The following is a 23,620-nucleotide window of genomic DNA, read 5'->3' as shown; positions in this document are numbered from 1 at the left end:
CGCGCGTGACGAACATCCGAAGGCGAAGAACTGGACGGCTGTGGACGGCGCTGCTGGCGTCGCTGCTGATGGTCCTGGGACTCGCGGCCACCTCGGCGTCCGGCCAGAACGACAAGAACCCGTCCAGGGCGGCCGCCGCGGCGCAGACGCTCACCTGGACGGCCGGTGACGACATCACCAAGTACGCGTCCGCGCCCACCACGGCGGTCGCGGGCCCGACGACGATCGTCTTCGAGAACAGCGAGGCGACCGGCAACACCACGGGCATGCCGCACACGTTGACGTTCGACGTGTCGGACCCGGAGTACCAGAACGACGTCCCGCTGAACATCCTGGCCAACCCGAACGACGACCAGGGCGGCAAGCACACGGCCGAGGTGACGCTCTCGCCGGGCCGGTACCGGTACTTCTGCACCATCCCCGGCCACGGCCAGATGACCGGCATCCTCGTGGTCACGGAGGGCACCGGCGAGGACACCACCGCGCCGGAGACCGCGGCCGCGGTGAGCGGGACACAGAACGCGGACGGCGCGTACGTCGGTTCGGCGACGGTGACGCTCAGCGCGACCGACGACGCCTCCGGCGTGGAGCGGATCGAGTACGCGATCGGTGACGACGGCGCCTGGCAGCCGTACACCACGCCCGTGGTGATCGACCAGGTCGGTCCGCAGAAGGTCCGCTACCGGGCCCTCGACAAGGCGGGCAACGTCTCCGCGGAGAAGGCGGAGGAGTTCTCGGTGGTGGCCCCGGACACGGGTGACACCACGCCGCCGGAGACCTCGGCCGCCGTGAGCGGTGAGCAGAACCCGCAAGGGGAGTACCTCTCCATGGCGACCGTCACGGTGACGGCCTCCGACACCGGTTCCGGCGTCAACACCATCGAGTACGCGCTCGGTGACGCCGGCGCCTGGCAGCCGTACACCGCTCCGGTGATGGTCCACGAGGTGGGCGCGCACACGGTGCGGTTCCGGGCGACGGACAAGGCGGGCAACGCGGCCGCCGAGAAGTCCGTGTCGTTCACCGTCGTGGCGCCGCCCGCCGAGGACACCACTCCCCCGGTGACCGGCGTGAGCGTCGAGGGCTCGAAGAACTCGGCCGGGGCGTACATCAACACCGCCAAGGTGACGGTGACCGCCACGGACGCGCACGACGGTTCGGGCGTGGCGGCGATCGAGTACTCGCTCGACGGCGGTCCGTACCTCGCGTACACCGCTCCCGTGGTCGTCGACCGCGTGGGCGCGCACTCGGTGACCTACCGGGCGCGCGACAAGGCCGGCAACACCTCGGACGCCCGGACGGTGAGCTTCACGATCGCCCCGGGCGGCGGCGTGCCCGCGCCCAACTGCGCCGAGTTCGACGAGCGGTTGACGGTCATCGTCGGCACGGTCGACACGGGTGTGCCCAACCGGATCACCAACAGCCGGTGCCGCATCAACGAGTTGATCGAGGACGAGCGGGAGTGGACGTCCCACGCGTTGTTCCTCAAGCACGTGAAGTCGGTCCTGGACGGCCTCCTCGACGACGGTGTCGTCGTCGAGCGCGAGTACGACCTGATCAACGAGGCGGCCGACGAGTCGCGCATCGGTGAGCCCGGCCAGACCGAGGGGTACCGGACGATCCTGGACGGTACACCGGCCACCTTCGACAAGTGGGAGCACGTGGGCGGCGGTTCGTTCGGCCTGAACGGCGACGGGACCATCACCTCGGGCACGTCGAAGGACGGGCTCGGCATGCTGTGGTTCCCCGAGCGCAAGTACGGGGACTTCTCGCTGAAGCTCCAGTGGCGTGACGACGCGCCGGGCACGGGCAACGCCAACTCCGGTGTGTTCGTGCGGTTCCCGCAGGTCCACAACCACCCGGTGGAGTCACGGCCCGAGTGGGTCGCCATCGAGTACGGGCACGAGATCCAGGAGTTCGACAGCCCGACCGGCGACATGTACAAGACCGGTTCGGTCTACGGCTTCGACCGGGTGGGACTCGCCGGTGCCGGCGTCACCCAGAAGGGCACCTGGAACGACTACGAGATCCGCGTGGTGGACCAGCACTACTCGATCCTGCGCAACGGTGTGCTGATCAACGAGTTCGACAACACCGGCGGCCAGGAGTTCACCCCGCCCCGCTCGGACGACCCGGGCACGGACGGCCGGCGGTTCGCCTCCGGCTACATCGGGCTCCAGGTGCACAGCGTCACGGACGTGGTGTCGTACCGGGACGTCCGGATCAAGGAGCTGTGATCCTCAGGTAGGCGCAGGTCCGCTCTCCTTCTTGGCCCTGCTCGGCTGTACCCGCTTCGGCTCGCCCGGCATCTTCGGGTACTCGGGCGGGTACGGCAGATCGCCGAGATCGTGATCGTGTTCGTCACGGTCGGCGAGTTCGAGCAGGGCTTCGAGGGAACAGGCGTGGTCGTCCATGTCCGCGTGCACGTCGCCGAGTTCGGCGAAGCGCGCGGGCATGGTGACCAGGTCGAAGTCACGGGGAACGGCCTCGCCGACCTCGTCCCAGGTCAGGGGCGCCGACACCGGCGCGTGCGGACGGGGGCGCACGGAGTAGGCAGAGGCGATGGTGCGGTCACGGGCCGTCTGGTTGTAGTCGACGAAGATCTTCTCGCCGCGCTGCTCCTTCCACCAGGCCGTGGTCACCTGATCCGGCATCCGGCGCTCCAGCTCACGTCCGACGGCGATCGCGGCCCGGCGGACCTGGGTGAAGGTCCAGCGCGGTGTGATCGGCACGAAGACGTGCAGGCCCCGGCCGCCGGAGGTCTTGGGGAAGCCGCGCAGGTCCCCGTACTCGTGGAGCACCTCGCGCAGCTCGTGGGCGGCGCGCACCGCGTCGGCGTAGTCGGTGCCCGGCTGCGGGTCGAGGTCGATGCGCAGTTCGTCCGGCCGGTCGACGTCGTCACGGCGCACGGGCCAGGGGTGGAAGGTCAGCGTGCCGAACTGGGCGGCCCACAGGACGGCGGCGACCTCGGTGGGGCACATCTCGTCGGCGCTGCGGCCGCTCGGGAAGGTGATGTGCGCGGTGGGGATCCAGTCGGGCATGTTCTTGGGCGCCCGCTTCTGGAAGAAGGACTCGCCGCCGACGCCGTCCGGGTAGCGCTCCAGTGTGGTCGGCCGGTTCCTGAGGGCGCGCAGGATTCCGGGGCCGACCGCGAGGTAGTACCGCGCGAGGTCCAGCTTCGTGAAACCTCGCTCCGGGAAGAAGACCTTGTCCGGGCTGGACAGCCGCACCGTCCTGCCCGCCGCCTCCAGCTCCACCGCGTCCGCCATGCGAGCCACGGTAGGGGCATCGCGTACACCTCGCATATCAGCCGCTGTCACGCATACCGGGCGAATCCTGGCGAGCCGACACAGAATCGGAGCATGGATCTGCCCGTGATGCCGCCCCTGAAGCCCATGCTCGCCAAGTCCGTGGCGAGGATTCCGCCGGACATGCACTACGAGGCGAAGTGGGACGGGTTCCGGGCAGTCGTCTTCCGGGACGGGGACGAGATCGAGATCGGCAGCCGTACGACGAAGTCGCTGGTCAGGTACTTCCCCGAGCTGGTGGAGGCGCTGCGGGAGCGGCTGCCGCAGCGGTGCGTCGTGGACGGCGAGATCGTGGTCGCGCGCGGCGGGCGGCTGGACTTCGACGCCCTCTCGGAGCGCATCCATCCGGCGGCCTCCCGGGTGAAGACCCTCTCCGAGCGGAACCCGGCGTCGTTCGTGGCGTTCGACCTGCTCGCGCTGGCCGACGAGCCACTGCTGGACGTCCCGCTGTCCGACCGGCGGGCCCTGCTGGAGACCGCGCTGTCCGGCAGTACGGCTCCCGTGCACGTGGCGCCGGCGACCACCGACATCGAGGTGGCGCGGCAGTGGTTCGAGCGGTACGAGGGCGCCGGGCTGGACGGGGTGGTCGCCAAGCCGCTCGCGCTGCGTTACGGGCCGGACGAACGCCTGATGTTCAAGATCAAGCACGAGCGCACGGCGGACGTGGTCGTCGCGGGCTACCGGCTCCACAAGAGCGGCCCCGTCGTCGGATCACTGCTGCTCGGCCTGTACGACGACGCGGGGACGCTGCAGCACGTGGGGGTCTGCGCGGCCTTCACCATGAAGCGGCGCGAGGAGCTGATCGCGGAGCTGGCGCCGCTGCGGATGGAATCGCCCGCCGGGCACCCGTGGGCGGCGTGGCACGAGGCGGCGGCGCACGAGTCGGCGCGGCTGCCCGGCGCGCCCAGCCGGTGGACGGGCAAGAAGGACCTCTCCTGGGTGCCGCTGCGGCCGGAGCTGGTGTGCGAGGTGGCGTACGAGCACATGGAGAACGGCGAGCGCTTCCGGCACACGGCACGCTTCCGCCGCCGGCGCCCCGACCGGACGCCGGAGAGCTGCACGTACGCGCAGTTGGAGGAGCCGGTCGGCTATGACCTGGCGGACATCCTGGGCCCGTAGGGCCGAACGGCCCCGCGCCCGTGACCCGCTCGGACCAGCGCACGCCTTCGACCTTGGATCAGTGGGTACTACTCAGGGAACCTACAACCTGACAATCGAAGAAACGGGGCCCGGTGGGCACGGTGCGCACGAGACGGACGGGGCGTTCGAGACGCTCCGCCATGACGACGACGCTGCTGGCCACCCTGTTGGTGGGTGCCGCGGCGACAGCCTGCACGAACGGCGGCGGGCCGCTCGACGACGGACGCGGAAGGATCCCGCCCGACGGCGGGAGCACCGCGGCGAGCCAGGCGGCGCGCGCCCCCTCCCCGCTGGTCGTGAAGATCGACAACGCCCCGGGCGCCCGCCCCCAGACGGGTCTGGACGCCGCCGACCTCGTGTACGCCGAGCAGGTGGAGGGCGGCCTGAGCCGGCTGATGGCGGTGTACGCGACCCGGCTGCCGGAGGCCGTCGGACCGGTGCGCAGCGCGCGCGAGTCGGACCTGGAGCTGCTGCGCCAGTTCCACGAGCCGACCCTCGCGTTCTCGGGGGCCCAGCAGAAGCTGCTGCCGCTGATCGACAAGGCGCCGCTGCACACCGCGCTGCCGGAGGAGAAGGCCGCCGCGTACTACCGGGGCTCGGACAAGCCCTCGCCGCACAATCTCTATCTGCGTCCCCGGCGGCTGCTGTCGTCAGCGCCGGGTGCCGACGCGCTGACCACGGGGTTCCGCTTCGGCGCGCCGCCCTCGGGAGGCACGGCCGAGACCTCGCGCACGGTCCGCTTCCCGAGTGCCCGCTTCACCTTCGACTGGTCGGGGGAGCGGCGGCGATGGCTGGTGTCGACGGACGGCACCCCGACGGTCACGACCGGCGGGCAGCGGGTGGCCCCCGCCACGGTCGTCGTGCAGTACGTGAAGGTGCGTCAGTCGCGCTACCACGACTACCTCGGCAACAACACGCCGTACACGGAGACGGTGGGCTCGGGCACGGCGAAGGTGCTGCGTGACGGCAAGGCCTTCGACGCCGGGTGGAAGCGCCCCTCCGCCACGGGCGGCACCGAGTTCACGACGGCGGACGGCGCGCCGATGAACTTCGCCGAGGGCCAGGTGTGGGTGGTGTTCGCGAAGGCGTGAGCCGGTCCGGGACGGCCCTCAGCTCCGGACGACGAGGGGCTCCCCCGGGCCGCCGGGGTTGCGGAGCCCCTCCGCCGCGTCCGCCACGCGCTGGAGCAGGTCGAAGAAGAGGGCCTGTTCCTCGCCGGAGAGCGGGGCCAGGAACACCTGGTTCATCCGGGCCGTCCGCACCGCCAGCTTGCGGTGGACGCGCAGGCCGTCGTCGGTGAGGCGCAGCATGAAGCGGCGGCCGTCCTCGGGGTCGCGGACCTTGTCCAGGAGGCCGCGCCGGCCGAGCCGGCTGATGACCTCGGCGATGGTGGACCGGTCCAGGCCCACCCGCTCGCCCACCGTGCGCTGATCGGGACCGGGCTCGGCGACGAGCACGTTCAGGACCGCGAACTGGGGCGAGGTGATCTCCTCGGAGACCATCGTGTTCCACAGCAGGTGGTGCGCCTGCTGCAGCCGCCGGGCCAGGTGCCCGGGGTGGGCGGAGAGATCCACCGCGGCCATGAGTGCTCCTCGTTCGTTGGTGCACTGAACGATACCGGGCGGCCACTGGGCCTGTCTCCCTCTCGGTCACCTCCCCCACCATGAGTCTTACACTCCTGACCTGGTGATCCCATGAAAGCCTTGACGGTTCCCGGCCGGAATGGCAGCGTGTTGGAAACCTCGAAGAAATACTCAGTGCCCTGACTAATCAGGGTCGCGGGACGCTCGGGAGAGATGGGGCTTCGCAGATGGACAAGGTGGTCTCCACAGCCGCCGAGGCGGTGGCCGACATACCCGACGGCGCGACACTCGCCGTCGGCGGTTTCGGTCTCAGCGGTGTGCCGAACGTAGTGATCCAGGCACTGTACGAGCGCGGGGTCTCCGGTCTGGGCGTGGTGTCCAACAACTGCGGCGCGATGGAGTCCGGCCTGGCGGTCCTCCTGGCGGCGGGCCGCATCGCCCGCGTCACCGGCTCGTACATCGGGGCCAACAAAGAGTTCGCACGGCAGTACCTGGGCGGGGAGCTGGAGGTCGAGATGATCCCGCAGGGCACCCTGGCCGAGCGGCTGCGGGCCGGCGGCGCCGGCATCCCCGCGTTCTACACCCCGGCCGGGGTGGGCACGCAGGTCGCCGACGGCGGACTGCCCTGGCGTTACGACGGCGCGGGCGGCGTCGCGCTGGCCTCGCCGCCCAAGGAGGTCCGGGACTTCGACGGCACCCCGTACGTGCTGGAGCACGGCATCCGCACCGACTTCGCGCTGGTGCGGGCCGCCAGGGGCGACCGGCACGGGAACCTCGTCTTCAACAAGTCCGCCCGGAACTTCAACCCGCTGGCGGCGATGGCCGGACGGGTGACGATCGCCGAGGTGGAGGAACTGGTGGAGCCGGGCGAGATCGACCCGGACGCGGTGCACCTGCCGGGCGTCTTCGTACAGCGGGTCGTCGCGCTCACCCCGGAACAGGCCGGCGCCAAGCTGATCGAGCGGCGCACGGTCTCCGCGCCCGCCGCACAGGAGCCGGTGGCACAGGAGCCGGCCGCACGAGGAACGGTGAACCGGTGATGGCCTGGAGCAGGGAAGAGATGGCGGCCCGCGCCGCGCGCGAACTCGCCGACGGCCAGTACGTGAACCTGGGCATCGGGCTGCCGACACTGATCCCCAACTACCTCCCGCCGGGCGTGGAGGTGATCCTGGAGTCCGAGAACGGCATCCTGGGCACCGGCCCGTACCCCACCGAGGAGCAGGTCGACCCGGATCTCATCAACGCGGGCAAGGAGACCGTCACGGTCCTGCCCGGCGCCTCCTACTTCGACTCCTCGCTGTCGTTCTCGATGATCCGCGGCGGGCACATCGACGTCGCCGTCCTCGGCGCGATGCAGGTCTCCGCGGGCGGTGACCTGGCGAACTGGGCCGTGCCCGGCAAGATGATCACCGGCATCGGCGGCGCCATGGACCTGGTGCACGGCGCCCGTACCGTGATCGTCGTGATGACCCACACCGCCAAGGACGGTTCGCCGAAGGTCCTCGACGCGTGCACCCTGCCGCTGACCGGCAAGGCCTGTGTCGACCGGGTCATCACGGACCTCGGTGTCCTGGACGTCACCGCCGACGGCCTGGTACTCGTCGAGACGGCGCCCGGGGTCACGGTCGAGGAGATCGTGGCGAAGACCGCCGCGAAGGTCCGTATCGCCGACGAGCTCGCAGCGGAGCTCACCGAGGAGATCCAGCAGTGAGAGAACCAGCCGTGAAGGACGTCTACATCGTCGACGCCGTCCGTACCCCGTTCGGCAAGTACAACGGAAGCCTCGCCGCCGTCCGCCCGGACGACCTCGCCGCCCACGCACTGCGCGAACTCCTCGCCCGTACGCCCGAGTTGGACCCGGCCCGGATCGACGACGTGTACTTCGGCAACGCGAACGGCGCGGGCGAGGAGAACCGCAACGTCGCCCGGATGGCGGGGCTGCTCGCCGGGCTGCCCACCTCCGTGCCGGGGGTGAGCGTCAACCGGCTGTGCGCCTCGGGCCTGGAGGCCGTCATCCAGGCCGCGCGCGCCATCGCGCTCGGCGACGCCTCGATCGCGCTGGCCGGCGGCGTCGAGTCGATGACCCGCGCGCCCTACGTCCTGCAGAAGAACGACAGGCCGTTCCCCGCCGGGCACACCGAGCTGTACTCCACCACCCTCGGCTGGCGCATGGTCAACCCGCGGATGGACCCGCAGTGGACCGTCCCGCTCGGTGAGTCCGCCGAACTCATCGCCGACAAGCACAAGATCACCCGCGAGCAGCAGGACGAGTACGCCCTCGCCAGTCACCACAAGGCGGCCGCCGCCCAGGCCGCGGGCCTGTTCGACGCCGAGATCGCCGCCGTCGCCCTTCCGCAGCGCAAGGGCGACCCGCTGTCCTTCGCCGCCGACGAATGCGTACGCGCCGACGCGTCCCTCGCCGCCATGGCCCGGCTCAAGCCGTCGTTCCGCACCGAGGACGGCACGGTCACCGCGGGCAACGCGTCACCCCTGAACGACGGCGCCGCGGCGCTGCTGCTGGTCGACGAGGAGGGCCTGGCCGCCACCGGCCGCGAGCCCCTCGCCCGGGTGTCCGCCTCCGGGGTCTCCGCGCTCGACCCGGACTACTTCGGTCTCGCCCCCGTCGAAGCCGTCAACCGCGCACTCGCCAAGGCGGGCAGGACGTTCGACGACCTGTCCACCCTCGAACTGAACGAGGCCTTCGCCGCCCAGGTGCTCGGCTGTGTCGCCGAGTGGCCCGAGTTCGACCGGGACGTCCTCAACCCGCAGGGCGGGGCCGTCGCCCTGGGCCACCCGCTCGGCGCCTCGGGTGCCCGCCTCGCCGGGACCGTCGCCCATCAACTCGCCCGCAAGGGCTCGGGAGTCGGCGTCGCCACCCTCTGCATCGGCGTCGGCCAGGGCCTCGCCCTCGTACTGGAGCGTTAGGAACTCTCATGGCTCTCACCAAGTCGCTCACCCAGTCGGACATAGACATCGAGATCAAGGACCACCAGGACGCGTACGACAAGGCCCTCGCCGGCGGTGCCCCGGTCCTCGACCACCCGCGCCGCGACTACGCGCCGTACCGCAGCTCCCTGCTGCGCCACCCCAAGCAGCCGCTGGTCGCCGTGAGCGGCGGCGATCCGGAGACCGTCGAACTGTCGGGACCGGTGTTCGGCGTCACCGACATCACCGACCACGACAACGACCTGACCCTCCAGCACCGGGGCGAGCCCATCGGCGAGCGGATGACCGTCTCGGGCCGGCTGCTCGACCGGAACGGCCGGCCCGTACGCGGCCAGCTCGTCGAGATCTGGCAGGCCAACTCCGCCGGCCGGTACGCCCATCTGCGCGAACAGCACCCGGCGCCGCACGACCCCAACTTCACCGGTGTGGGACGGACCCTGACGGACGATCAGGGCCGGTACACGTTCACCACGATCAAGCCGGGCCCCTACCCGTGGGGCAATCACACCAACGCGTGGCGGCCCGCGCACATCCACTTCTCGGTGTTCGGCACGGCGTTCACCCAGCGGCTCGTGACGCAGATGTACTTCCCGAGCGACCCGCTGTTCCGGTACGACCCGATCCTGCGGTCCGTGACGGACACGGCGGCCCGCGAGCGACTGATCGCCCGCTACGACCACGACCGGTCCCAGCCCGAGTTCTCGATGGGGTACGCCTGGGACATCGTCCTCGACGGTCCCGCCGCCACCTGGATCGAGGAAGGCCGTTGAGCATGGCCGAGCGACTGCGCCCCACCCCGTCCCACACCATCGGCCCCTTCTACGGGCACGCGCTGCCCTTCCCCGACGGCGACCGCGTCGCCCCCCAGGGCCACCCGGACACGATCAGCCTGCACGGGTACGTCTTCGACGGCGCGGGCACGCCCATCCCGGACGCCCTGCTCGACTTCTGGCAGGCGGCCCCCGACGGCTCGCTGACGGGCGCCCCCGGCTCGATGCGCCGCGACCCGTCGACGGGCGGCTTCGTGGGGCGGAGCGGCGTCGACTTCACGGGCTACGGACGCGTCCCCACGGACGCCGACGGGCACTACGCGCTGCACACGCTGCCGCCGGGCAACGCCGGGCTGCCGTACATCAGCGTGTGCGTGTTCGCCCGCGGTCTGACGCACCACCTCTTCACCCGCGCGTACCTCGCCGACGGTCCTGACCCGCTGCTCGACTCGCTGCCCGCCGACCGGCGCGCCACGCTGATCGCGGCCGAGGGAACAAACGGGGTGAACAAGACGTACCGTTTCGACATCCGCCTTCAGGGCGAGGGCGAAACGGTCTTCCTGGAGTTCCAGTGACAGCAGTCGAGCAGGGCGGCGAGGCCGACGCCGGGCTGCTGGCTCCCGGGCGGGTGGGCTCTCCCGCCGAGGCCGCGACGAGCGACACCGCCTTCCTGCGGGCGCTGCTCGACGCGGAGGCGGCGCTCACCCGTGCGCAGGCCTCGCTGGGGCTCGCCCCGGCCGAGGCCGCCGATGCGGTCACCGCCACGGCGGGCGCGGCGCGTTTCGACGTCCACGCGCTCGCGCTGCGCGCACGGGCGGGCGGCAATCCGGTGATCCCGCTGGTCGCGGAGCTGAGCACGGCGGTCGGCGCCGAGCACGCGCCCTACGTCCACCGGGGCGCGACCAGCCAGGACATCATGGACACGGCCGCGATGCTGGTCGCGGTGCGCACGCTGGACCTGGTCCTGGCCGACCTCGCCCGTACGGAGCACGCGCTGGCCCGGCTCGCGCGCGAGCACCGGGACACGGTCATGCCGGGGCGCACCCTGACCCAGCACGCCGTGCCGACCACCTTCGGTCTGAAGGCGGCGGGCTGGCGGTCGCTGGTGCTGGACGCCAGGGACCGTGTCCGGGCCGTGCGGGGCGGGCTGCCGGTCCAGCTCGGCGGCGCGGCGGGCACCTTGGCGGCCTTCGTCGCGTACGGCGCCTCGGACACGGGGGCGCTCGTCGAGGCGTACGCGCGTGAACTGGGCCTGGTCGCACCGGTGTTGCCCTGGCACACCCTGCGGACACCGGTCGCCGACCTGGCGGGCGCCCTCGCCCTCACCGCGGGCGCCCTCGGCAAGACGGCCGCGGACGTGCTCACCCTCTCCCGCACGGAGATCCGCGAGCTGAGCGAGGGCACGGGCGGCGGGTCCTCCGCCATGCCGCACAAGGCGAACCCCGTGCGGGCCACACTGATCGCCGCGGCGGCCCGTCGCGCGCCGCACCTCGCGGCGACGCTGTACGGGTCGCTGCCGGCCGAGGACGAACGGCCCGCCGGGGCCTGGCACGCCGAGTGGGAGCCCCTGCGCGATCTGCTCCGCCTGGTGGGCGGCGCGGCGCGGGACGCGGCCGAGCTGGCGGAGGGGCTGCGGGTCCACGCGGACGTGATGCGCGCGCATCTGGATCTCACGCACGGTCTGATCGTCTCCGAGCGGTTGTCGGCCGAACTCGCACCGGTGATCGGGCGGGCCCGCGCCAAGGAGCTGCTCGGCCGGGCCGCGCGGGCGGCCACCGCGGAGGGCCGGCCGCTCGGGGAACTGCTCGCCGAGGAACCCGAGTTGAAGGACCTTGAAGTGAACGGCCTTGGGGCGAACGGCCTTGAGGTGGGTTTCGATCTGGGGGTCCTCACCGACCCCACTCAGTACACGGGCTCCGCGGGGGCCCTCACCGACCGCGCCCTGGAGCGACGTTGACCAGCCAGACCGACCTGACCGGCGGCTCGCTGCCGCACCACCGGGCCGAGGGGCCCGCTTCCGCGCCTCCGCTTCTCCTCGGGCCCTCCCTCGGTACGTCGACCGCGCTGTGGGACAAGGTCGCGCCCGAACTCTCCGTCACCCACCGGGTCGTGCACTGGGACCTGCCGGGTCATGGCGGCTCCCCCGCAGGTCTCATCGGCCCGGGGGCGACCGTCGCCGACCTCGCCGCGCTGGTGCTGGCGCTCGCCGACTCGCTGGGCATCGACCGGTTCTCGTACGCCGGTGTGTCGCTCGGCGGCGCCGTGGGGCTGCATCTCGCGGTCCACCATCCGGAGCGGGTGGAGAGGCTCGCCGTGGTCTGTTCCTCGGCGCACTTCGGCGGCGCGAGGATGTGGGAGGAGCGGGCCGCGCTCGTACGGGCCGAGGGGCTGGCCGAGTTGGCCGCGAGTGCCGACTCCCGGTGGTTCACACCCGGTTTCACCGTTCCCCGGCTGGTCGAGGACCAGCGGACGGCGGACCCGGACGCGTACGCCGCGTGCTGTGACGCGCTGGCGGCCTTCGACATCCGTGAGCACCTGGGGCGCGTCACGGCCCCCACGCTGCTCGTCGCCGGGCGGGAGGATCCGGCGACTCCGCCCGCGCATCTGCGGGAGATCGCGGACGCGGTGGCGGGTGCCTGGCTCGTGGAGATCCCGGGCGCGTCGCATCTCGCGCCCGCCGAGTGTCCGGAGGCCGTGCTGACCGCGCTGCGCGCGCACTTCGACGGTGCTGCCGGGCTGGCCGGGCGGGGGATGGAGGTGCGGCGGCAGGTGCTCGGGGATGAGCACGTGGACCGGGCGCAGGCGCGGCAGTCCGCGTTCACCGCGCGGTTCCAGGACTTCATCTCGCGGTACGCGTGGGGGGAGGTCTGGACGGACGAGACGCTGGCGCGCCGGGAGCGCAGCATGATCACGATGACCGCGTTGGTCGCGCACGGGCATTACGAGGAACTGGCGATGCATGTCCGGGCCGCTCGCCGGAACGGGCTGACTCCGGAGGAGATCGGGGCGGTGCTGTTGCAGAGTGCGGTGTATTGCGGGGTGCCTGCGGCCAACTCGGCGTTCGCTGTGGCACAGCGGGTGCTCTCCGAGGGGGACGAGGGGTGGTGACCTGCGGTCGGGCTGGTGTGGTGGGTGGGCGGGGTTGACGGCGTCGGGGGGCTTGGGGTCGTCGTCGTCCGCGGGTGCGTCGTGGCTGAGCGCGCCGTTCCCCGCGCCCCCCCTGCGGGGGCTTGACGGCGTTGTCGGCCGACCGTGCGTTGTGGCTGAGCGCGCCGTTCCCCGCGCCCCCTGCGGGAGCTTGACGGCGTTGTCCCCCGACCGTGCGTCGTGGCTGAGCGCGCCGTTCCCCGCGCCCCCTGCGGGAGCTTGACGGCGTTGTCCCCCGACCGTGCGTCGTGGCTGAGCGCGCCGTTCCCCGCGCCCCCTGCGGGGGCTTGACGGCGTTGTCCCCCGACCGTGCGTTGTGGCTGAGCGCGCCGTTCCCCGCGCCCCTTACGGGGGCTTGTCGGGCGGCTGTGGGTGGGGTCAGTGGGGGGTTGGTAGGGAGTTCAGGGCTTGTTGGGCCTGGGTTGCCAGGGTGTCTGCTCCGCAGGAGTGGGCCAGGGTCAGGGCTCGGGTCAGTTCTGTGGTGGAGCGGGCCGCCATGCCGTACTCGAACCTGGCCACCGCGTGTTCGTACGCGCAGGGTGAGGCTTCGAGGTACGCCGCCGCCTGGGCGTAGAGCGAGACCGCGCGCCGGCCGGTCTCCAGCGCGGCAGCGCACCGCAGCGCCTCGCCGATGGCCGTGTCCGTGCCGAAGCGTTCGGCCTGGACACGCGCGTCGGCGGCCACCTCCGCGGCGCGCCGCGGGTCCTGGGACGCGAGGACCCGGGCGAGGTCGCCCGCCCAGGGCGCCATCACGGTGTTGTGACCACCGCGGGACCCGGCCATCTTCTCCGCGCTCTCCAGCTCGTTCACGCCCTCCTCCACCCGGCCCGTGGCGATGAGCAGGCGGCCCCTTATCGAGTGGGTGTCCGGCAGGACGATCGTGGACGGGTGCGGCGGCTCGAAGGAGTACCGCTCCGCTATCTCCTCCGCCTCACCGACATGGCCACGGGCGAGCAGCGTGTCGATGAGCATGCACGCCGCGGACCAGTGCATCGGCAGTCGCCGGCCCACCCGGTCGGCGAGCCGCAGCGCCTCGCGCAGTGACTCGTCCGCGTCCGCGAGCCGGCCCCGCCTGCGGAGCACGTACCCGCCGAAGGCGTGCGCGAGGGCCAGATGCCCGCCGTTCCAGCCGGCGGACTCGTAACTGCGCTGGGCCTCCGTGAAGAGGCTCTCGGCGCGGTCGAGCCGGTCGGCGTACGTGTACGAGATGCCGAGCATCATCAGGAGCTCGAAGCTCCACTCGGTGTCGGTCCAGCCGAGGCCGGGCGCGAGCCGGCCGTTGACGAGCGCGCGGTCGCAGAGCTCGACGACCTCCTCCGCGTTCTCCCCGCGGGTCATCCGGTCGAAGGCCCGCAGGATGAGCAGCGCCCGCTCGGAGTTGTCACGGCCGGTGAGCGGCTTCACGAGCTGGGCCAGCCGGCGGGAGCGGCCGGGCGCGTCCTCCTCACCCGCGTGGATGCCCTCCCACATGTAGCGCACGGCCTGCAGCCGCAGCCGCTCGGGACCGGCGTCGAGCCGGTCGGCCTCCGCGTCGACCGCGGCGACGGCCGCCTCCAGCTGGTCGTTGTGGACCAGCGCCGAGGACAGCCGGCAGACCGCGTCGACCCGCAGCTCCTCCTCGAGGCCGTGCACCGTGAGCGCCTGCCGCAGGTACTCGATCGTGGTCGCGGGCGAGGTGAGCAGGGTGGCGCAGCCCAGTTCGTACAGCACGCGCGCGTGGATCTCCGGCAGCGGCGGTTCCAGCAGGGCACGCTCCAGGCACCGGCGGGCCGCGTCCGGGGCACCGACGGCCAGGTGCTCGCGGGCGGCCTCCCGCATCTGGTCGACGAGTTCGGGGTCGTCGTCCGGATGGACCTCCAGCAGATGGCGGGAGGCCGCGGCGGCGCCGAGCCCCGACGCGGTGACGACGGAAGCGGCCACCCCGTGCATCGCGGTGCGCAGCGCGTCCGGTATCGAGTGGTACACGGCGGTGGCGACGAGCGGATGGACGAACTCCAGCTCGCCCACGTCCGCCTGACCGGGCTTCCGGTCGACGTCGGTGAGGATGCGGGCCGTGCTCAGCCGCGCAGCGCAGCGCACCGCCGCGTCCCGCTGGATTCCGGCCAGCTCGGCCGCCAGGTCCACGGAGATCTGCGTACCGAGGATGGCCGCCGCCCAGGCGAACTTCGTCGCGTCGACGCCGAGGGCCTCCAGCCGGTCGACCAGTCCGCGGCCGCGCGCCGCACGGTTCAGGTCGCGCAGTTCGCAGGCCGAGTCCTCGACGGGTTCGAGTTCGCTGTCCTTGACCTTGGCGAGGAGCTCCACGGTGTCGTAGGGGTTGCCGCCGGTGACCGCCCAGACCTCGCGGCAGAACGGGCCGTCGGCGTGCGCGCCGAGCGAGGCTCGGGTGAGTCCGGCGGTGGCCTCCGGGGACAGCACCCGCAGGCCGGCCATCGGGCGGGCCAGCGCGCCGAGCGTCTCCAGGTGGCGGGCGCTCTCGCCGGTGGCGTCCCCGGGACGGCGGGCGACCACGACCAGGACGGGCAGGTCGTCGAGGCGCTCGGCGAAGGCCACCGGTGGCGTCCCCGGGACGGCGGGCGACCACGACCAGGACGGGCAGGTCGTCGAGGCGCTCGGCGAAGGCCACCAGCCAGTGCAGGGTCTCCTGGTCGGCCCAGTGCGCGTCGTCGACGATCAGCACCAGTGGCCACTCGCGCCGGGCGAGCCTGCGCACGGCGGCGACCAGACCGTCGCACACGCCCTGCGGGTCGACCTGGCGCGCGCCCGGTTCCGCTATGCCGAGGGCCGGTCCCGCGATGTCGTACCAGTCGCCGAAGTACTCGCGCGCCTCGTCGGGCATCAGCGCCACGAGCGCGGGCTGCAGCAACTGCCGGACGACGTTGAACGGTACGGAGGTGATGGTCTCGCCGCCACGGGCCGACCAGACCGTGCAGCGGCCCTCCGCGAGGGCGCGGACCCGGGCGAGCAACGCGGTCTTGCCGATGCCCGCCTCGCCGGTGAACACCAGCAGGCTGCCCACGGCGGACCCGGCGCACAGAGCGTCGAGGGCCTCCGCGACCGCCGTGAGTTCCGCGTCGCGCTCCCAGAGCGGTGCCGAGGCGGCCGCACCCGGCCGGACCTCCGTCATCCCGCTACCTCCCCAGGTCACCCGAACGATGGACAGACCTTGAGCGTAGTCCTCCGGGAGGTGTGATGGAGCCTGGTCGGGACACCTGTTGCCTTGACGGGTGACAGCAGAGGACCGAAGGCGACGGACCGGGTCGTCGACCGGTTCGGAGGGGCCTGCGCCCCGGCCGGCAGCCGTGCGACGAAGGCGGTTTTCCAGCATCGCCGTAAGAGCGGCGTGAGGGCGGGAGGAACAGTATGGGTGCCCCGGCGCACGGCTCCGACCAGCGGACCCATCGGCCGGAGCGCTCCCGCGGGGCGCTGGTCGCGGGGTCAGTGGGCAATTTCATCGAGTGGTACGAGTTCGGTGTCTACGGCTACTTCGCGACCGTCATCGCGGCCCGGTTCTTCACCCCGGAGGGCGGCAGCGAGGTCGAGGCCCTCGTCAGGACCTACGCGTCGTTCGCGCTCGCCTTCTTCTTCCGGCCGGTGGGCGCCGCGCTGTTCGGCCGGCTCGGCGACCGCGTCGGCCGCCGTCCCGTGCTGATCCTGGTCATCGTCCTCATGACGGCGGCCACGACCCTGATCGGCGTCCTGCCCACGTACGCCACGGTGGGCGCCCTCGCGCCCTGGCTGCTCACCCTGCTCCGGGTGGTCCAAGGGCTCTCCGCGGGCGGGGAGTTCGGCGGGGCGGTGTCGGTGATGACGGAGTTCGCGCCACCGGGCAGGCGGGGTCTGTACGGCTCGTGGCAGTCGTTCACGGTGGCGCTGGGGCTGCTGGGCGGGGCGGGCGCGGCGGCGGTCCTCGCGACCCTGCTCACCGAGGCGCAGCTGAACTCCTGGGGCTGGCGGCTGCCCTTCCTGCTGACGCTGCCGATGGGGCTCGGGGCCCTGTGGCTGCGGCTGCGGCTCGACGAGACACCGTCCTTCCGCGCGCACCAGGCAGCACGGGCAGCGCATTCCGGTCAGCCAGGCCAGTCAGGCGAGGTTCACGGTGCGGAACAGGAGTCCGCACCGCCTCCCGCGCGCACGGTGGCGAAGGCGATCGTGCTGGGCGCGGGGCGCGTCATGGGCTGGTCCGCCGCCGGGTACACCTTCCTCGTCGTGCTCCCCTCGTATCTGCAGAGTTCGCTGAACGCCACCTTCCAGCAGGCGCTGGTGGCCACGGTCCTCGCCAACCTGGGCTTCGCGGTGACGATCGTCCCGGCGGGTCTGCTCAGCGACCTGATCGGCCGGCGTCCGGTGATGCTCACGGGCGCGCTGCTGGTCACCGTCCTCGCGGTGCCGCTCCTCGACCTCCTTCAGGACACGGGTACGTCGACCGCGCTCAAGGGGGCCGTCGTGTTCGGCGCGGGGGCGGTCGTCGGCCTGATGGCGGGGCCGGGCCCCGCGATGCTCTCGGAGATGTTCCCGACGAGCGTCCGGTACACCGGCCTCGGACTCGCCTACGCCCTGTCCAATGCCGTGTTCTCGGGTTGTGCCGGGCTCATCATCACGGAGACGATCAAGCGGACGGGCAGCGTGGACATTCCCGCGTACTACGCGGCGGCCACCTGCGCGGTGAGCGTGTTCGCCCTGCTGACACTCCGTGACAGCCGGCGGTGACAGGCATGGAGCGCGAGGGAGTCGAACCGGTGCGGGTGATCGGTCTGATGTCCGGCACGTCGTACGACGCGATCGACGCGGCCGCCGCCGACCTGCGGCTCGACGGGGAGAGCCTGGTGCTGCGGCCGCTCGGCATGGTGAGCGAGACGTACGCGGCGGGACTGCGCGCGTCACTGGCCGCGGCGCTGCCCCCGGCGGCCACGAGCCTCGCCGAGGTGTGCCGTCTCGACACCCTCATCGGGCAGGCCTTCGCCGCGACGGCGGTCCGTGCCGATCGTGAACTGTGCGACGGGCAGGCCGAGTTGATCGCCTCGCACGGCCAGACCGTCTTCCACTGGACCGACGGCGGGACGGTGCGCGGCACCCTCCAGATCGGCGCGCCCGCCTGGATCGCGGAGGCGACGGGGCTGCCCGTGATCGCCGACTTCCGGCCACGTGACATCGCCGCGGGAGGCCAGGGCGCGCCCCTGGTGAGCCTGGTCGACCTCCTGTGGCTGCGCGGGAGGGCGGGCACACCCCTCGCGCTGAACCTCGGCGGCATCGCCAACCTCACCGCACCCGACGGCACCGCCTTCGACACGGGTCCGGCGGGCGCGCTCATCGACGCCGCCGTACGCCGCTTCACCGGCCGCGGCTTCGACGCGGAGGGCGCGCTCGCGGCCCGCGGCACCGTGCACGAACCGCTGCTGCGGCGCCTGCTCGCCGAGCCGTACTACGCGCTGCCCGCGCCCAAGTCGACCGGCAAGGAGCTGTTCCACGAGGGCTATCTGCTCGCGGCGCTGGCGGACTTCGGGGCCCTGGCCGAGGAGGACGTGGTCGCGACGCTCACCCGGCTCACGGCGCGGACGGTGGCCGACGCGGTCCGTTCCCTGCACGCCACCGAGGTGATCGTCTCGGGCGGCGGGACGCGCAATCCCGTCCTCATGGCGATGCTGGCCGCGGAACTGCCGGGTGTGCCGCTGCGTGTCTCCGACGGCCTGGGTCTGCCCGCGGCGGCCAAGGAGGCGTACGCCTTCGCCGTCCTCGGGTTCCTGACGCTGCACGGGCTGGCGGGCACCGACCCGAGGAGCACCGGCGCCCGGCACGCCAGTGTGCTCGGCTCGCTCACGCCGGGGCGGACCGGTTTCCCCCCGCTGCCCTCCGGCGCGCGGCAGCCGGTGCGCCTCGTGCTGGAGTGACCGGAAACGGGGTCCTCTCATACGGCTTTCACCCGCACCTCATACGGTGGACCCATGACGCAGGCGACTCCCCCCGGCTGGTATCCCGATCCCGGGCAGACAAGTGACGCTCCCGCCACCCAGCGCTGGTGGGACGGCAGGACATGGACGGACCAGACCCGCCCCGCGGAGTCGGCCGCCGCATGGGGTCCTCCGGCGTACGCGCCGGGCGCGCCGTACCCGGGCGCGGCCCCCAACGGGCCCCGGCGCGGAGTGCGTACGGCGATAGCCGTCGCCGCCGCCGTCGCGGTGCTCGCGGGCATCGGCGGCGGCGTGTACGCGCTGACCGCCGACGACGACACGGCCGGTGCCGGGCAGAGCGACGCCCGGTCGACACCCGTGCCGTCGCAGCCGGGTGGCCCCCAGGGGCAGGACGGTGGCGGCCAGGGCGGTCCCGGCGGGCCGGACGGCGGCGAGAGCGGGGTCCCGCAGCCGCAGCAGTCCGAGGACGGCTTCGCCGCCGACCCCGTCAACGGCATCAGCCTTCCGGTGCCCGACGACTGGAGCGGCGAGACCATCCAGGTGGGCGCCCAGGTGACGTCCAAGGACTCCTACAAGTGCCCGGGTGACACGTCGGCGACCTGCACCCGCGGCGGCGCGTACTCCGTCCCCGCGCTGGCCCTGGAGATCAAGGCGACCACCGTCGAGGCCGCCGCCAAGGAGGACATCGCCAAGAACGCCGAGGAGTCCTACGGCGGCAAGAGCTACGGCGAGATCACCTCGCACGAGGAGCTCTCCTCCAAGGCGGTCACCGTGGCCGGTCAGAAGGGCTACGCGGTCCGCTGGAAGGTCGTCACGAGCAAGGGCGCCGACGGGTACGTCGAGTCGCTGGTCTTCCCGGCGCCCGCCAACGCCAAGCAGCTCGTCGTCGTGCGCTTCGGTGTCGATGTGGGGTCAGGGGCGCCCAAGCAGTCCGTGATCGACGACATCACGAAGGGCATCAAGGAGTCCGCGGGCGGCGGCAACGGCCAGAACGTGTAGGACGTACGGCGGCGGTCCCGACGAACGGGCCGGACGCCGGTCGGCCGGGTGAAGGCCCTCTCCGCTCAAGAGGAACCCCACCCGGCCGGGGGTCCGCGCCGCCCCCGTCCCCACGGTGCGGCGCGATCAGGTCACCGTCCAGTCATCCCGTGGACGGCGGCCTGGGTCTCGGATGGGACCGCGCCAGCCCGAGGGCGGGCAGCAGGGCCACGTCGACATAGCGCAGCAGATACTCCGCGTCGGCCGGCCGGCCTTCGAGGAGCGGACGGACGCGCAGCACACCGAGCAGTTGCGCCGGCACGAACTCCAGCACCGGGTGGTCGGCCATGACCTCGCCCCGCTCGACCGCGCGCCCGATCATCGCCCGGAGCGCGTCGAGTTCGGGAGCCACCAGGGCTTCACGCAGCGCGCGTTTCAGTTCGTCGTCCTGCATCACGGACTGCCCCAGCGCCTGCAGCAGCCTGGTGTCCTCGTCGGACCGCTCCCCCGCCGTGCGGGCCACCGCGCGCAGGTCGCCGGCGAGCGAGCCGGTGTCGATGCCGATGAACTTGGGGCAGTGGCTGGCGCGCAGCGCGGCGGCCACGAACTGCGGCTTCGTCTTCCACTGCCGGTAGAGCGTGGACTTGCTGCACCGCGTGGAGGCGGCCACACCCTCCATGGTCAGCGCGGCATAGCCGCACTCCCGGACCTGCTCGAGCACGGCGTCGAAGAACTCCTGCTCACGCTCCGGCGTGATCTTGGAGCGGCGCGAGGGGGCGACCGTCTCCGGTCCCTCCGTTGCCTGCGACGTCATGGCGCTTTCTCCTCGCTCGTCCTCGGGTGTGGCTGCCGCCGGGATGGGCACGCTATCGATACGCCAGTGTACCGGAACGACTTCGTATCGGTACACTGGCGTATCGATGAGCCTTGGACGGGACCCACCCCTGTGTCCGAGTGGATCCGCTCCTGGGCTCACCACGCATCAGTACACGTGAGACCGTCAAGCAAAGGGGCCGGGGGATGGAACGCCCAACCGAGCCTGCCCAGAAGGGATCCGCCGCGATACGGCGGCCTCCCCTCGTCCGTGAGGTCCTGCTCGTCGCGGGGCTCTTCCTCGTCTACAAACTCGGCCGGCAGCTGGCCACGGGCCACACCTCCGAGGCCTTCGACAACGCGCACCGCGTATGGGACCTGGAACGGTTCCTGCACCTGCCCGGCGAGGGCTCCGTACAGACCGCCACGCTGTACGGCGACACCCTCGTCCATGTCGTCAACACCTATTACGCGACAGTCCACTTCCCCGCCACGTCGGCCTTCCTGATCTGGCTCTATCTGCGGCGCCCCGGGCACTACGTGTGGGCCCGCCGGGTCCTCGCCGCGGTGACCGCGGCCGCCCTGGTGGTGCATCTCACATTCCCGCTCGCGCCGCCGCGCATGCTCGCCGCGACGGGCCTCGTGGACACCGGTCAGGTGTACGGACCCACGGTGTACGGCGCCTCGCCCGAGACCGACTCCCTCTCGAACCAGTTCGCGGCGATGCCGTCGCTGCACTTCGGCTGGGCCCTGATGGTCGCCATCGGGCTGATCGCCGCGACCCGCTCCCGATGGCGGTGGCTGTGGCTGCTGCACCCGCTGCTGACGCTGCTCGTGATCGTCGGTACGGCGAACCACTACTGGCTCGACGCGATCGTGGCGGCCGTCGTCCTCGGCATCGCCCTGGCCGTCGTCCGCCCGCCCCGCCGCCCGGCGAGGGACACCGGGTCCGGTCCGGAGCACGCGGACGACGGCAGCCCCGTACCGCGGGCGGCGGGCGGACGGCCCGCGCACGACGTACCCGAGGCGCCCGAGCTCGTGGGAGCCGCACGATGAGCGCAACCCTCGTCGCCGTCGTCCTGTCGCTGTTCTCCGCCGTCGCGTACGCGGCCGCCGCCGTCGCCCAGGAACGGCTGGCCTCCCGGACCGGCGACTCCGGAGTGCTGCGCCTGCTGGGCCGCGGCGCCTGGTGGTGGTCGGTCGGGCTCAACGCGGGGGCCGCGCTGCTGCACGTGGCCGCTCTCAAGTACGGGAACCTCACGCTCGTGCAGCCGCTCGGCGCGCTCACCCTGGTCGCCGCGGTACCGCTGGGCGCGCGCCTGGCGGGGCGACGGGTCAGCGCGGTGGAGTGGCGCGGTACGGCACTGACGCTGGCCGGGCTCGCCGCCCTGCTCGTCACGGCGTCCGGGCCCGCGCCCGACGACGGGCTGACCGTCCCGCAGGCGCTGACCGTGACGGGCGCCACCGCAGTCCTCATCGGCGTACTGGCCCGGCCGGGCGCCCGCCCCGGGCTGCGCCACGCGTCCGCGTCCGGTGTCGCCTCGGGTGTCGCGTCGGCGCTGACCCAGACCGTCACGGTCGCCACGACGGACCGCTCGGGTCCGCTGCTCGACGCGGGGGTGATCGTGGTGGCCGTGCTGGTCGCGGCCTTCGCCGCGCTGGGTCTGCTGCTGTCGCAGACCGCCTACAAGGGCGGGCTCGGCGCGCCGCTGGCCGTGGTGACGCTGGCCAATCCGATCGCCGCCGCGCTGATCGGCCTTTCGCTGCTCGGCGAACGGCTGCAGGGTGGAGTGGTGGGGCTGCTGCTCGCGGGGAGCGGAGCGGCGGTCGCGGCCTGGGGCGTGGTGACGCTGTCACGGTCCACGCCCGCGCCCGTGCCCATACCCTCGCCCGTGCCTCCGGGCGTGGATGCGGAGGCGCCGGTGGAGACGCCCGTGGAGGTGGAGCGGCATCCCGTGGCCGCGGTTCTCGCGCTGGACCCCCAGCCGGCGCCGTACGAGCCGTTCTTGCTGCCGCGTCAGCCGGCGCCACCGGCGTCCGGGCACCTGACATCACTGTGAACCCGTCCGCCGCGACCCCGTCCGCCGCGAACGTGTGCCTGCCACGCGAAGGGCGGCCGGTGCGTACCGGGTACGCGCCTGCCGCCCTCGTCGTCGTTCCGTTCCGGGTCTCAGCCCAGGCCGCGTGAGTCCTGCTTGAGTGCCGTGTCGACGGTGAGCGCCGTCGCCACCACGAGGCTCAGCAGGGGCTCGGGAAGCTGGAAGTGGATCTGCAGGACGTAGTTGTCCGCAGTGGTGAACATCGTCTTCGCGAGGCCTTCCCAGGTCTTGGTGATCCGGGCGACCTCGGTGTCGGCGTGGTCGACGATCGCGAAGTTCCAGGCACGCCAGTTCTCCGCCTTGATCGCGCCGACCTGCTGCCCGTCGACCTTGATCGCGAAGTTGATCTTCCCGAACATGTTCTGCTGGGCTATCTCACCGACCGGCGTGCCGTCCGCACGCGCCACGAGCACCCGGGACTTCAGGAACTTGCGGGGCCGGGTCAGCAGCAGCTGCGGCTGACCGTACGCGTCGCGGATCTCCAGCTTGTGCGTCATGAACTGGTCGATGCTGGCGACGAAGCGCAGCACCTTCTTCAGGGCGCTCTGCCCCACCTGGACGACCGAGCCGATCGCGTTGCCCTGCTGGTCCATGACCTTGTACTCGTTGGTCAGCTCGATCAGTTTGGCCTTCTGGTTCACCACCAGGACCGGCTCGGTGAACAGCGTGCCGCCGCCTGCCGTGTTCGGCGCGACGCCGGCCCGCTGCTGCACCTGCTGCTGGACCCGCGGATCGGGGGCCGCCGCCTGCTGCGGGACCTGCTGCGCGGGCTGGGCGGGCTGCGCGGCCTGCTGCTGGCCCTGGTTGGTGTGCTCGGTCCACTGGGCGCCGTCCCAGTAGCGCTGTGTCTGCGGCGCGCCCTGCGGATCCGGGTACCAGCCTGCAGGGGTGTTCGAATGCGTGGTCATCGGGGCAGACTACCCCGGGCCC

Annotated in this window: 19 protein-coding genes and 1 pseudogene; 15 read left to right on the top strand and 5 right to left on the bottom strand. The window is 72.3% G+C overall.

Translation table 11 applies throughout. The features are described from left to right. Positions 1-38: 38 nt before the first annotated feature. Positions 39-2,234: an OmpL47-type beta-barrel domain-containing protein gene (locus tag ACLVWQ_RS29490; protein WP_414112287.1), complete on the top strand. Its 2,196-nt coding sequence runs from the start codon at positions 39-41 to the stop codon at positions 2,232-2,234. A 3-nt stretch (positions 2,235-2,237) separates the two neighbouring features. On the opposite strand, the gene ligD is transcribed toward ACLVWQ_RS29490, so the two are convergent. Then, complete coding sequence (gene ligD / locus ACLVWQ_RS29485; RefSeq protein ID WP_414112250.1) at positions 2,238-3,266, bottom strand: non-homologous end-joining DNA ligase; 1,029 nt, start codon at positions 3,264-3,266, stop codon at positions 2,238-2,240. Between the two features lie 93 nt (positions 3,267-3,359). Here ligD and ACLVWQ_RS29480 point away from each other — a divergent pair, with 93 nt between their 5' ends. Together ACLVWQ_RS29480 and ACLVWQ_RS29475 are read left to right on the top strand one after the other, a co-directional pair. After that, entirely contained in the window at positions 3,360-4,424 is a 1,065-nt protein-coding gene (locus tag ACLVWQ_RS29480) for an ATP-dependent DNA ligase (RefSeq protein WP_414112249.1), read from the top strand. Positions 4,425-4,585: 161 nt separating this feature from the next. Beyond that, complete coding sequence (locus ACLVWQ_RS29475) at positions 4,586-5,536, top strand: DUF3048 domain-containing protein (protein WP_414112248.1); 951 nt, start codon at positions 4,586-4,588, stop codon at positions 5,534-5,536. Positions 5,537-5,554: 18 nt separating this feature from the next. Here the strand turns inward: ACLVWQ_RS29475 and ACLVWQ_RS29470 are convergent, their stop codons facing one another. Then, positions 5,555-6,028: a MarR family winged helix-turn-helix transcriptional regulator gene (locus tag ACLVWQ_RS29470; RefSeq protein ID WP_414112247.1), complete on the bottom strand. Its 474-nt coding sequence runs from the start codon at positions 6,026-6,028 to the stop codon at positions 5,555-5,557. Positions 6,029-6,255: 227 nt separating this feature from the next. On the opposite strand from ACLVWQ_RS29470, the gene ACLVWQ_RS29465 reads away from it, so the two are divergent. Genes ACLVWQ_RS29465 through pcaD form a run of 7 tightly spaced genes read left to right on the top strand, consistent with a single transcriptional unit; the run spans position 6,256 to position 12,852 of the window. Beyond that, positions 6,256-7,068 (top strand): CoA transferase subunit A, encoded by an 813-nt coding sequence (locus tag ACLVWQ_RS29465; protein ID WP_414112246.1) that lies wholly within the window; start codon positions 6,256-6,258, stop codon positions 7,066-7,068. Next, a complete protein-coding gene (locus ACLVWQ_RS29460) occupies positions 7,068-7,739 on the top strand; it encodes a CoA transferase subunit B (RefSeq protein WP_414112245.1) in 672 nt (223 codons plus the stop codon). The genes ACLVWQ_RS29465 and ACLVWQ_RS29460 overlap by 1 nt, the downstream gene beginning before the upstream one ends. Positions 7,740-7,750: 11 nt before the next feature. Continuing rightward, positions 7,751-8,953, top strand: coding sequence for a thiolase family protein (locus tag ACLVWQ_RS29455; RefSeq protein WP_414112286.1), 1,203 nt, complete (start codon positions 7,751-7,753; stop codon positions 8,951-8,953). 8 nt (positions 8,954-8,961) lie between these two features. Then, entirely contained in the window at positions 8,962-9,744 is a 783-nt protein-coding gene (gene pcaH / locus ACLVWQ_RS29450) for a protocatechuate 3,4-dioxygenase subunit beta (RefSeq protein WP_414112244.1), read from the top strand. 2 nt (positions 9,745-9,746) lie between these two features. Then, positions 9,747-10,319 (top strand): protocatechuate 3,4-dioxygenase subunit alpha, encoded by a 573-nt coding sequence (pcaG, locus tag ACLVWQ_RS29445; protein WP_414112243.1) that lies wholly within the window; start codon positions 9,747-9,749, stop codon positions 10,317-10,319. Next, positions 10,316-11,701 carry a 3-carboxy-cis,cis-muconate cycloisomerase gene (gene pcaB, locus ACLVWQ_RS29440; protein WP_414112242.1) on the top strand — a complete coding sequence of 462 codons (1,386 nt, stop codon included), beginning with the start codon at positions 10,316-10,318 and terminating at the stop codon, positions 11,699-11,701. Before pcaG ends, pcaB begins: the two co-directional genes overlap by 4 nt. Next, positions 11,698-12,852: a 3-oxoadipate enol-lactonase gene (gene pcaD / locus ACLVWQ_RS29435; protein WP_414112241.1), complete on the top strand. Its 1,155-nt coding sequence runs from the start codon at positions 11,698-11,700 to the stop codon at positions 12,850-12,852. The genes pcaB and pcaD overlap by 4 nt, the downstream gene beginning before the upstream one ends. A 417-nt stretch (positions 12,853-13,269) precedes the next feature. Here pcaD and ACLVWQ_RS29430 read toward each other — a convergent pair. Beyond that, a pseudogene (locus ACLVWQ_RS29430) lies at positions 13,270-16,018 on the bottom strand (ATP-binding protein). A 236-nt stretch (positions 16,019-16,254) separates the two neighbouring features. On the opposite strand from ACLVWQ_RS29430, the gene ACLVWQ_RS29425 reads away from it, so the two are divergent. The 3 genes from ACLVWQ_RS29425 to ACLVWQ_RS29415 are packed head-to-tail and all read left to right on the top strand — an operon-like array spanning position 16,255 to position 19,799. Then, positions 16,255-17,601, top strand: a complete 1,347-nt coding sequence (locus tag ACLVWQ_RS29425) for an MFS transporter (protein WP_414112240.1) — start codon at positions 16,255-16,257, stop codon at positions 17,599-17,601. Between the two features lie 29 nt (positions 17,602-17,630). Further along, positions 17,631-18,779 (top strand): anhydro-N-acetylmuramic acid kinase, encoded by a 1,149-nt coding sequence (locus tag ACLVWQ_RS29420; protein WP_414112285.1) that lies wholly within the window; start codon positions 17,631-17,633, stop codon positions 18,777-18,779. Between the two features lie 54 nt (positions 18,780-18,833). After that, entirely contained in the window at positions 18,834-19,799 is a 966-nt protein-coding gene (locus tag ACLVWQ_RS29415) for a DUF2510 domain-containing protein (protein WP_414112239.1), read from the top strand. Positions 19,800-19,941: 142 nt separating this feature from the next. On the opposite strand, the gene ACLVWQ_RS29410 is transcribed toward ACLVWQ_RS29415, so the two are convergent. Beyond that, positions 19,942-20,592: a TetR/AcrR family transcriptional regulator C-terminal ligand-binding domain-containing protein gene (locus ACLVWQ_RS29410; RefSeq protein ID WP_414112238.1), complete on the bottom strand. Its 651-nt coding sequence runs from the start codon at positions 20,590-20,592 to the stop codon at positions 19,942-19,944. 206 nt (positions 20,593-20,798) lie between these two features. Between ACLVWQ_RS29410 and ACLVWQ_RS29405 the strand changes: the two genes are divergently transcribed. Together ACLVWQ_RS29405 and ACLVWQ_RS29400 are read left to right on the top strand one after the other, a co-directional pair. Then, positions 20,799-21,647: a phosphatase PAP2 family protein gene (locus ACLVWQ_RS29405; RefSeq protein WP_414112237.1), complete on the top strand. Its 849-nt coding sequence runs from the start codon at positions 20,799-20,801 to the stop codon at positions 21,645-21,647. Further along, the gene (locus ACLVWQ_RS29400) at positions 21,644-22,651 is read left to right on the top strand and encodes a DMT family transporter (protein WP_414112236.1); all 1,008 of its coding nucleotides are present in this window, start codon (positions 21,644-21,646) and stop codon (positions 22,649-22,651) included. The genes ACLVWQ_RS29405 and ACLVWQ_RS29400 overlap by 4 nt, the downstream gene beginning before the upstream one ends. A 110-nt stretch (positions 22,652-22,761) precedes the next feature. Here the strand turns inward: ACLVWQ_RS29400 and ACLVWQ_RS29395 are convergent, their stop codons facing one another. After that, positions 22,762-23,598, bottom strand: a complete 837-nt coding sequence (locus tag ACLVWQ_RS29395; RefSeq protein WP_414112235.1) for a phospholipid scramblase-related protein — start codon at positions 23,596-23,598, stop codon at positions 22,762-22,764. Positions 23,599-23,620 lie beyond the last annotated feature (22 nt).

It is taken from the genome of Streptomyces sp. CWNU-52B (genome assembly GCF_047444975.1).
In the GTDB taxonomy this organism is placed as follows: domain Bacteria; phylum Actinomycetota; class Actinomycetes; order Streptomycetales; family Streptomycetaceae; genus Streptomyces.
Note: the sequence above shows the minus strand (reverse complement) of the source record. Positions and strands in the feature narration are given on the sequence as shown.

Excerpts from the sequence above, each read along its gene's own strand:
- ligD (WP_414112250.1), bottom strand. The coding sequence starts at position 3,266 with ATGGCGGACGCGGTGGAGCTGGAGGCGGCGGGCAGGACGGTGCGGCTG.
- ACLVWQ_RS29480 (WP_414112249.1), top strand. The coding sequence starts at position 3,360 with ATGGATCTGCCCGTGATGCCGCCCCTGAAGCCCATGCTCGCCAAGTCC.
- ACLVWQ_RS29475 (WP_414112248.1), top strand. The coding sequence starts at position 4,586 with ATGACGACGACGCTGCTGGCCACCCTGTTGGTGGGTGCCGCGGCGACA.
- ACLVWQ_RS29470 (WP_414112247.1), bottom strand. The coding sequence starts at position 6,028 with ATGGCCGCGGTGGATCTCTCCGCCCACCCCGGGCACCTGGCCCGGCGG.
- ACLVWQ_RS29465 (WP_414112246.1), top strand. The coding sequence starts at position 6,256 with ATGGACAAGGTGGTCTCCACAGCCGCCGAGGCGGTGGCCGACATACCC.
- ACLVWQ_RS29460 (WP_414112245.1), top strand. The coding sequence starts at position 7,068 with ATGGCCTGGAGCAGGGAAGAGATGGCGGCCCGCGCCGCGCGCGAACTC.
- pcaH (WP_414112244.1), top strand. The coding sequence starts at position 8,962 with ATGGCTCTCACCAAGTCGCTCACCCAGTCGGACATAGACATCGAGATC.
- pcaG (WP_414112243.1), top strand. The coding sequence starts at position 9,747 with ATGGCCGAGCGACTGCGCCCCACCCCGTCCCACACCATCGGCCCCTTC.
- ACLVWQ_RS29425 (WP_414112240.1), top strand. The coding sequence starts at position 16,255 with ATGGGTGCCCCGGCGCACGGCTCCGACCAGCGGACCCATCGGCCGGAG.
- ACLVWQ_RS29415 (WP_414112239.1), top strand. The coding sequence starts at position 18,834 with ATGACGCAGGCGACTCCCCCCGGCTGGTATCCCGATCCCGGGCAGACA.
- ACLVWQ_RS29410 (WP_414112238.1), bottom strand. The coding sequence starts at position 20,592 with ATGACGTCGCAGGCAACGGAGGGACCGGAGACGGTCGCCCCCTCGCGC.
- ACLVWQ_RS29405 (WP_414112237.1), top strand. The coding sequence starts at position 20,799 with ATGGAACGCCCAACCGAGCCTGCCCAGAAGGGATCCGCCGCGATACGG.
- ACLVWQ_RS29400 (WP_414112236.1), top strand. The coding sequence starts at position 21,644 with ATGAGCGCAACCCTCGTCGCCGTCGTCCTGTCGCTGTTCTCCGCCGTC.
- ACLVWQ_RS29395 (WP_414112235.1), bottom strand. The coding sequence starts at position 23,598 with ATGACCACGCATTCGAACACCCCTGCAGGCTGGTACCCGGATCCGCAG.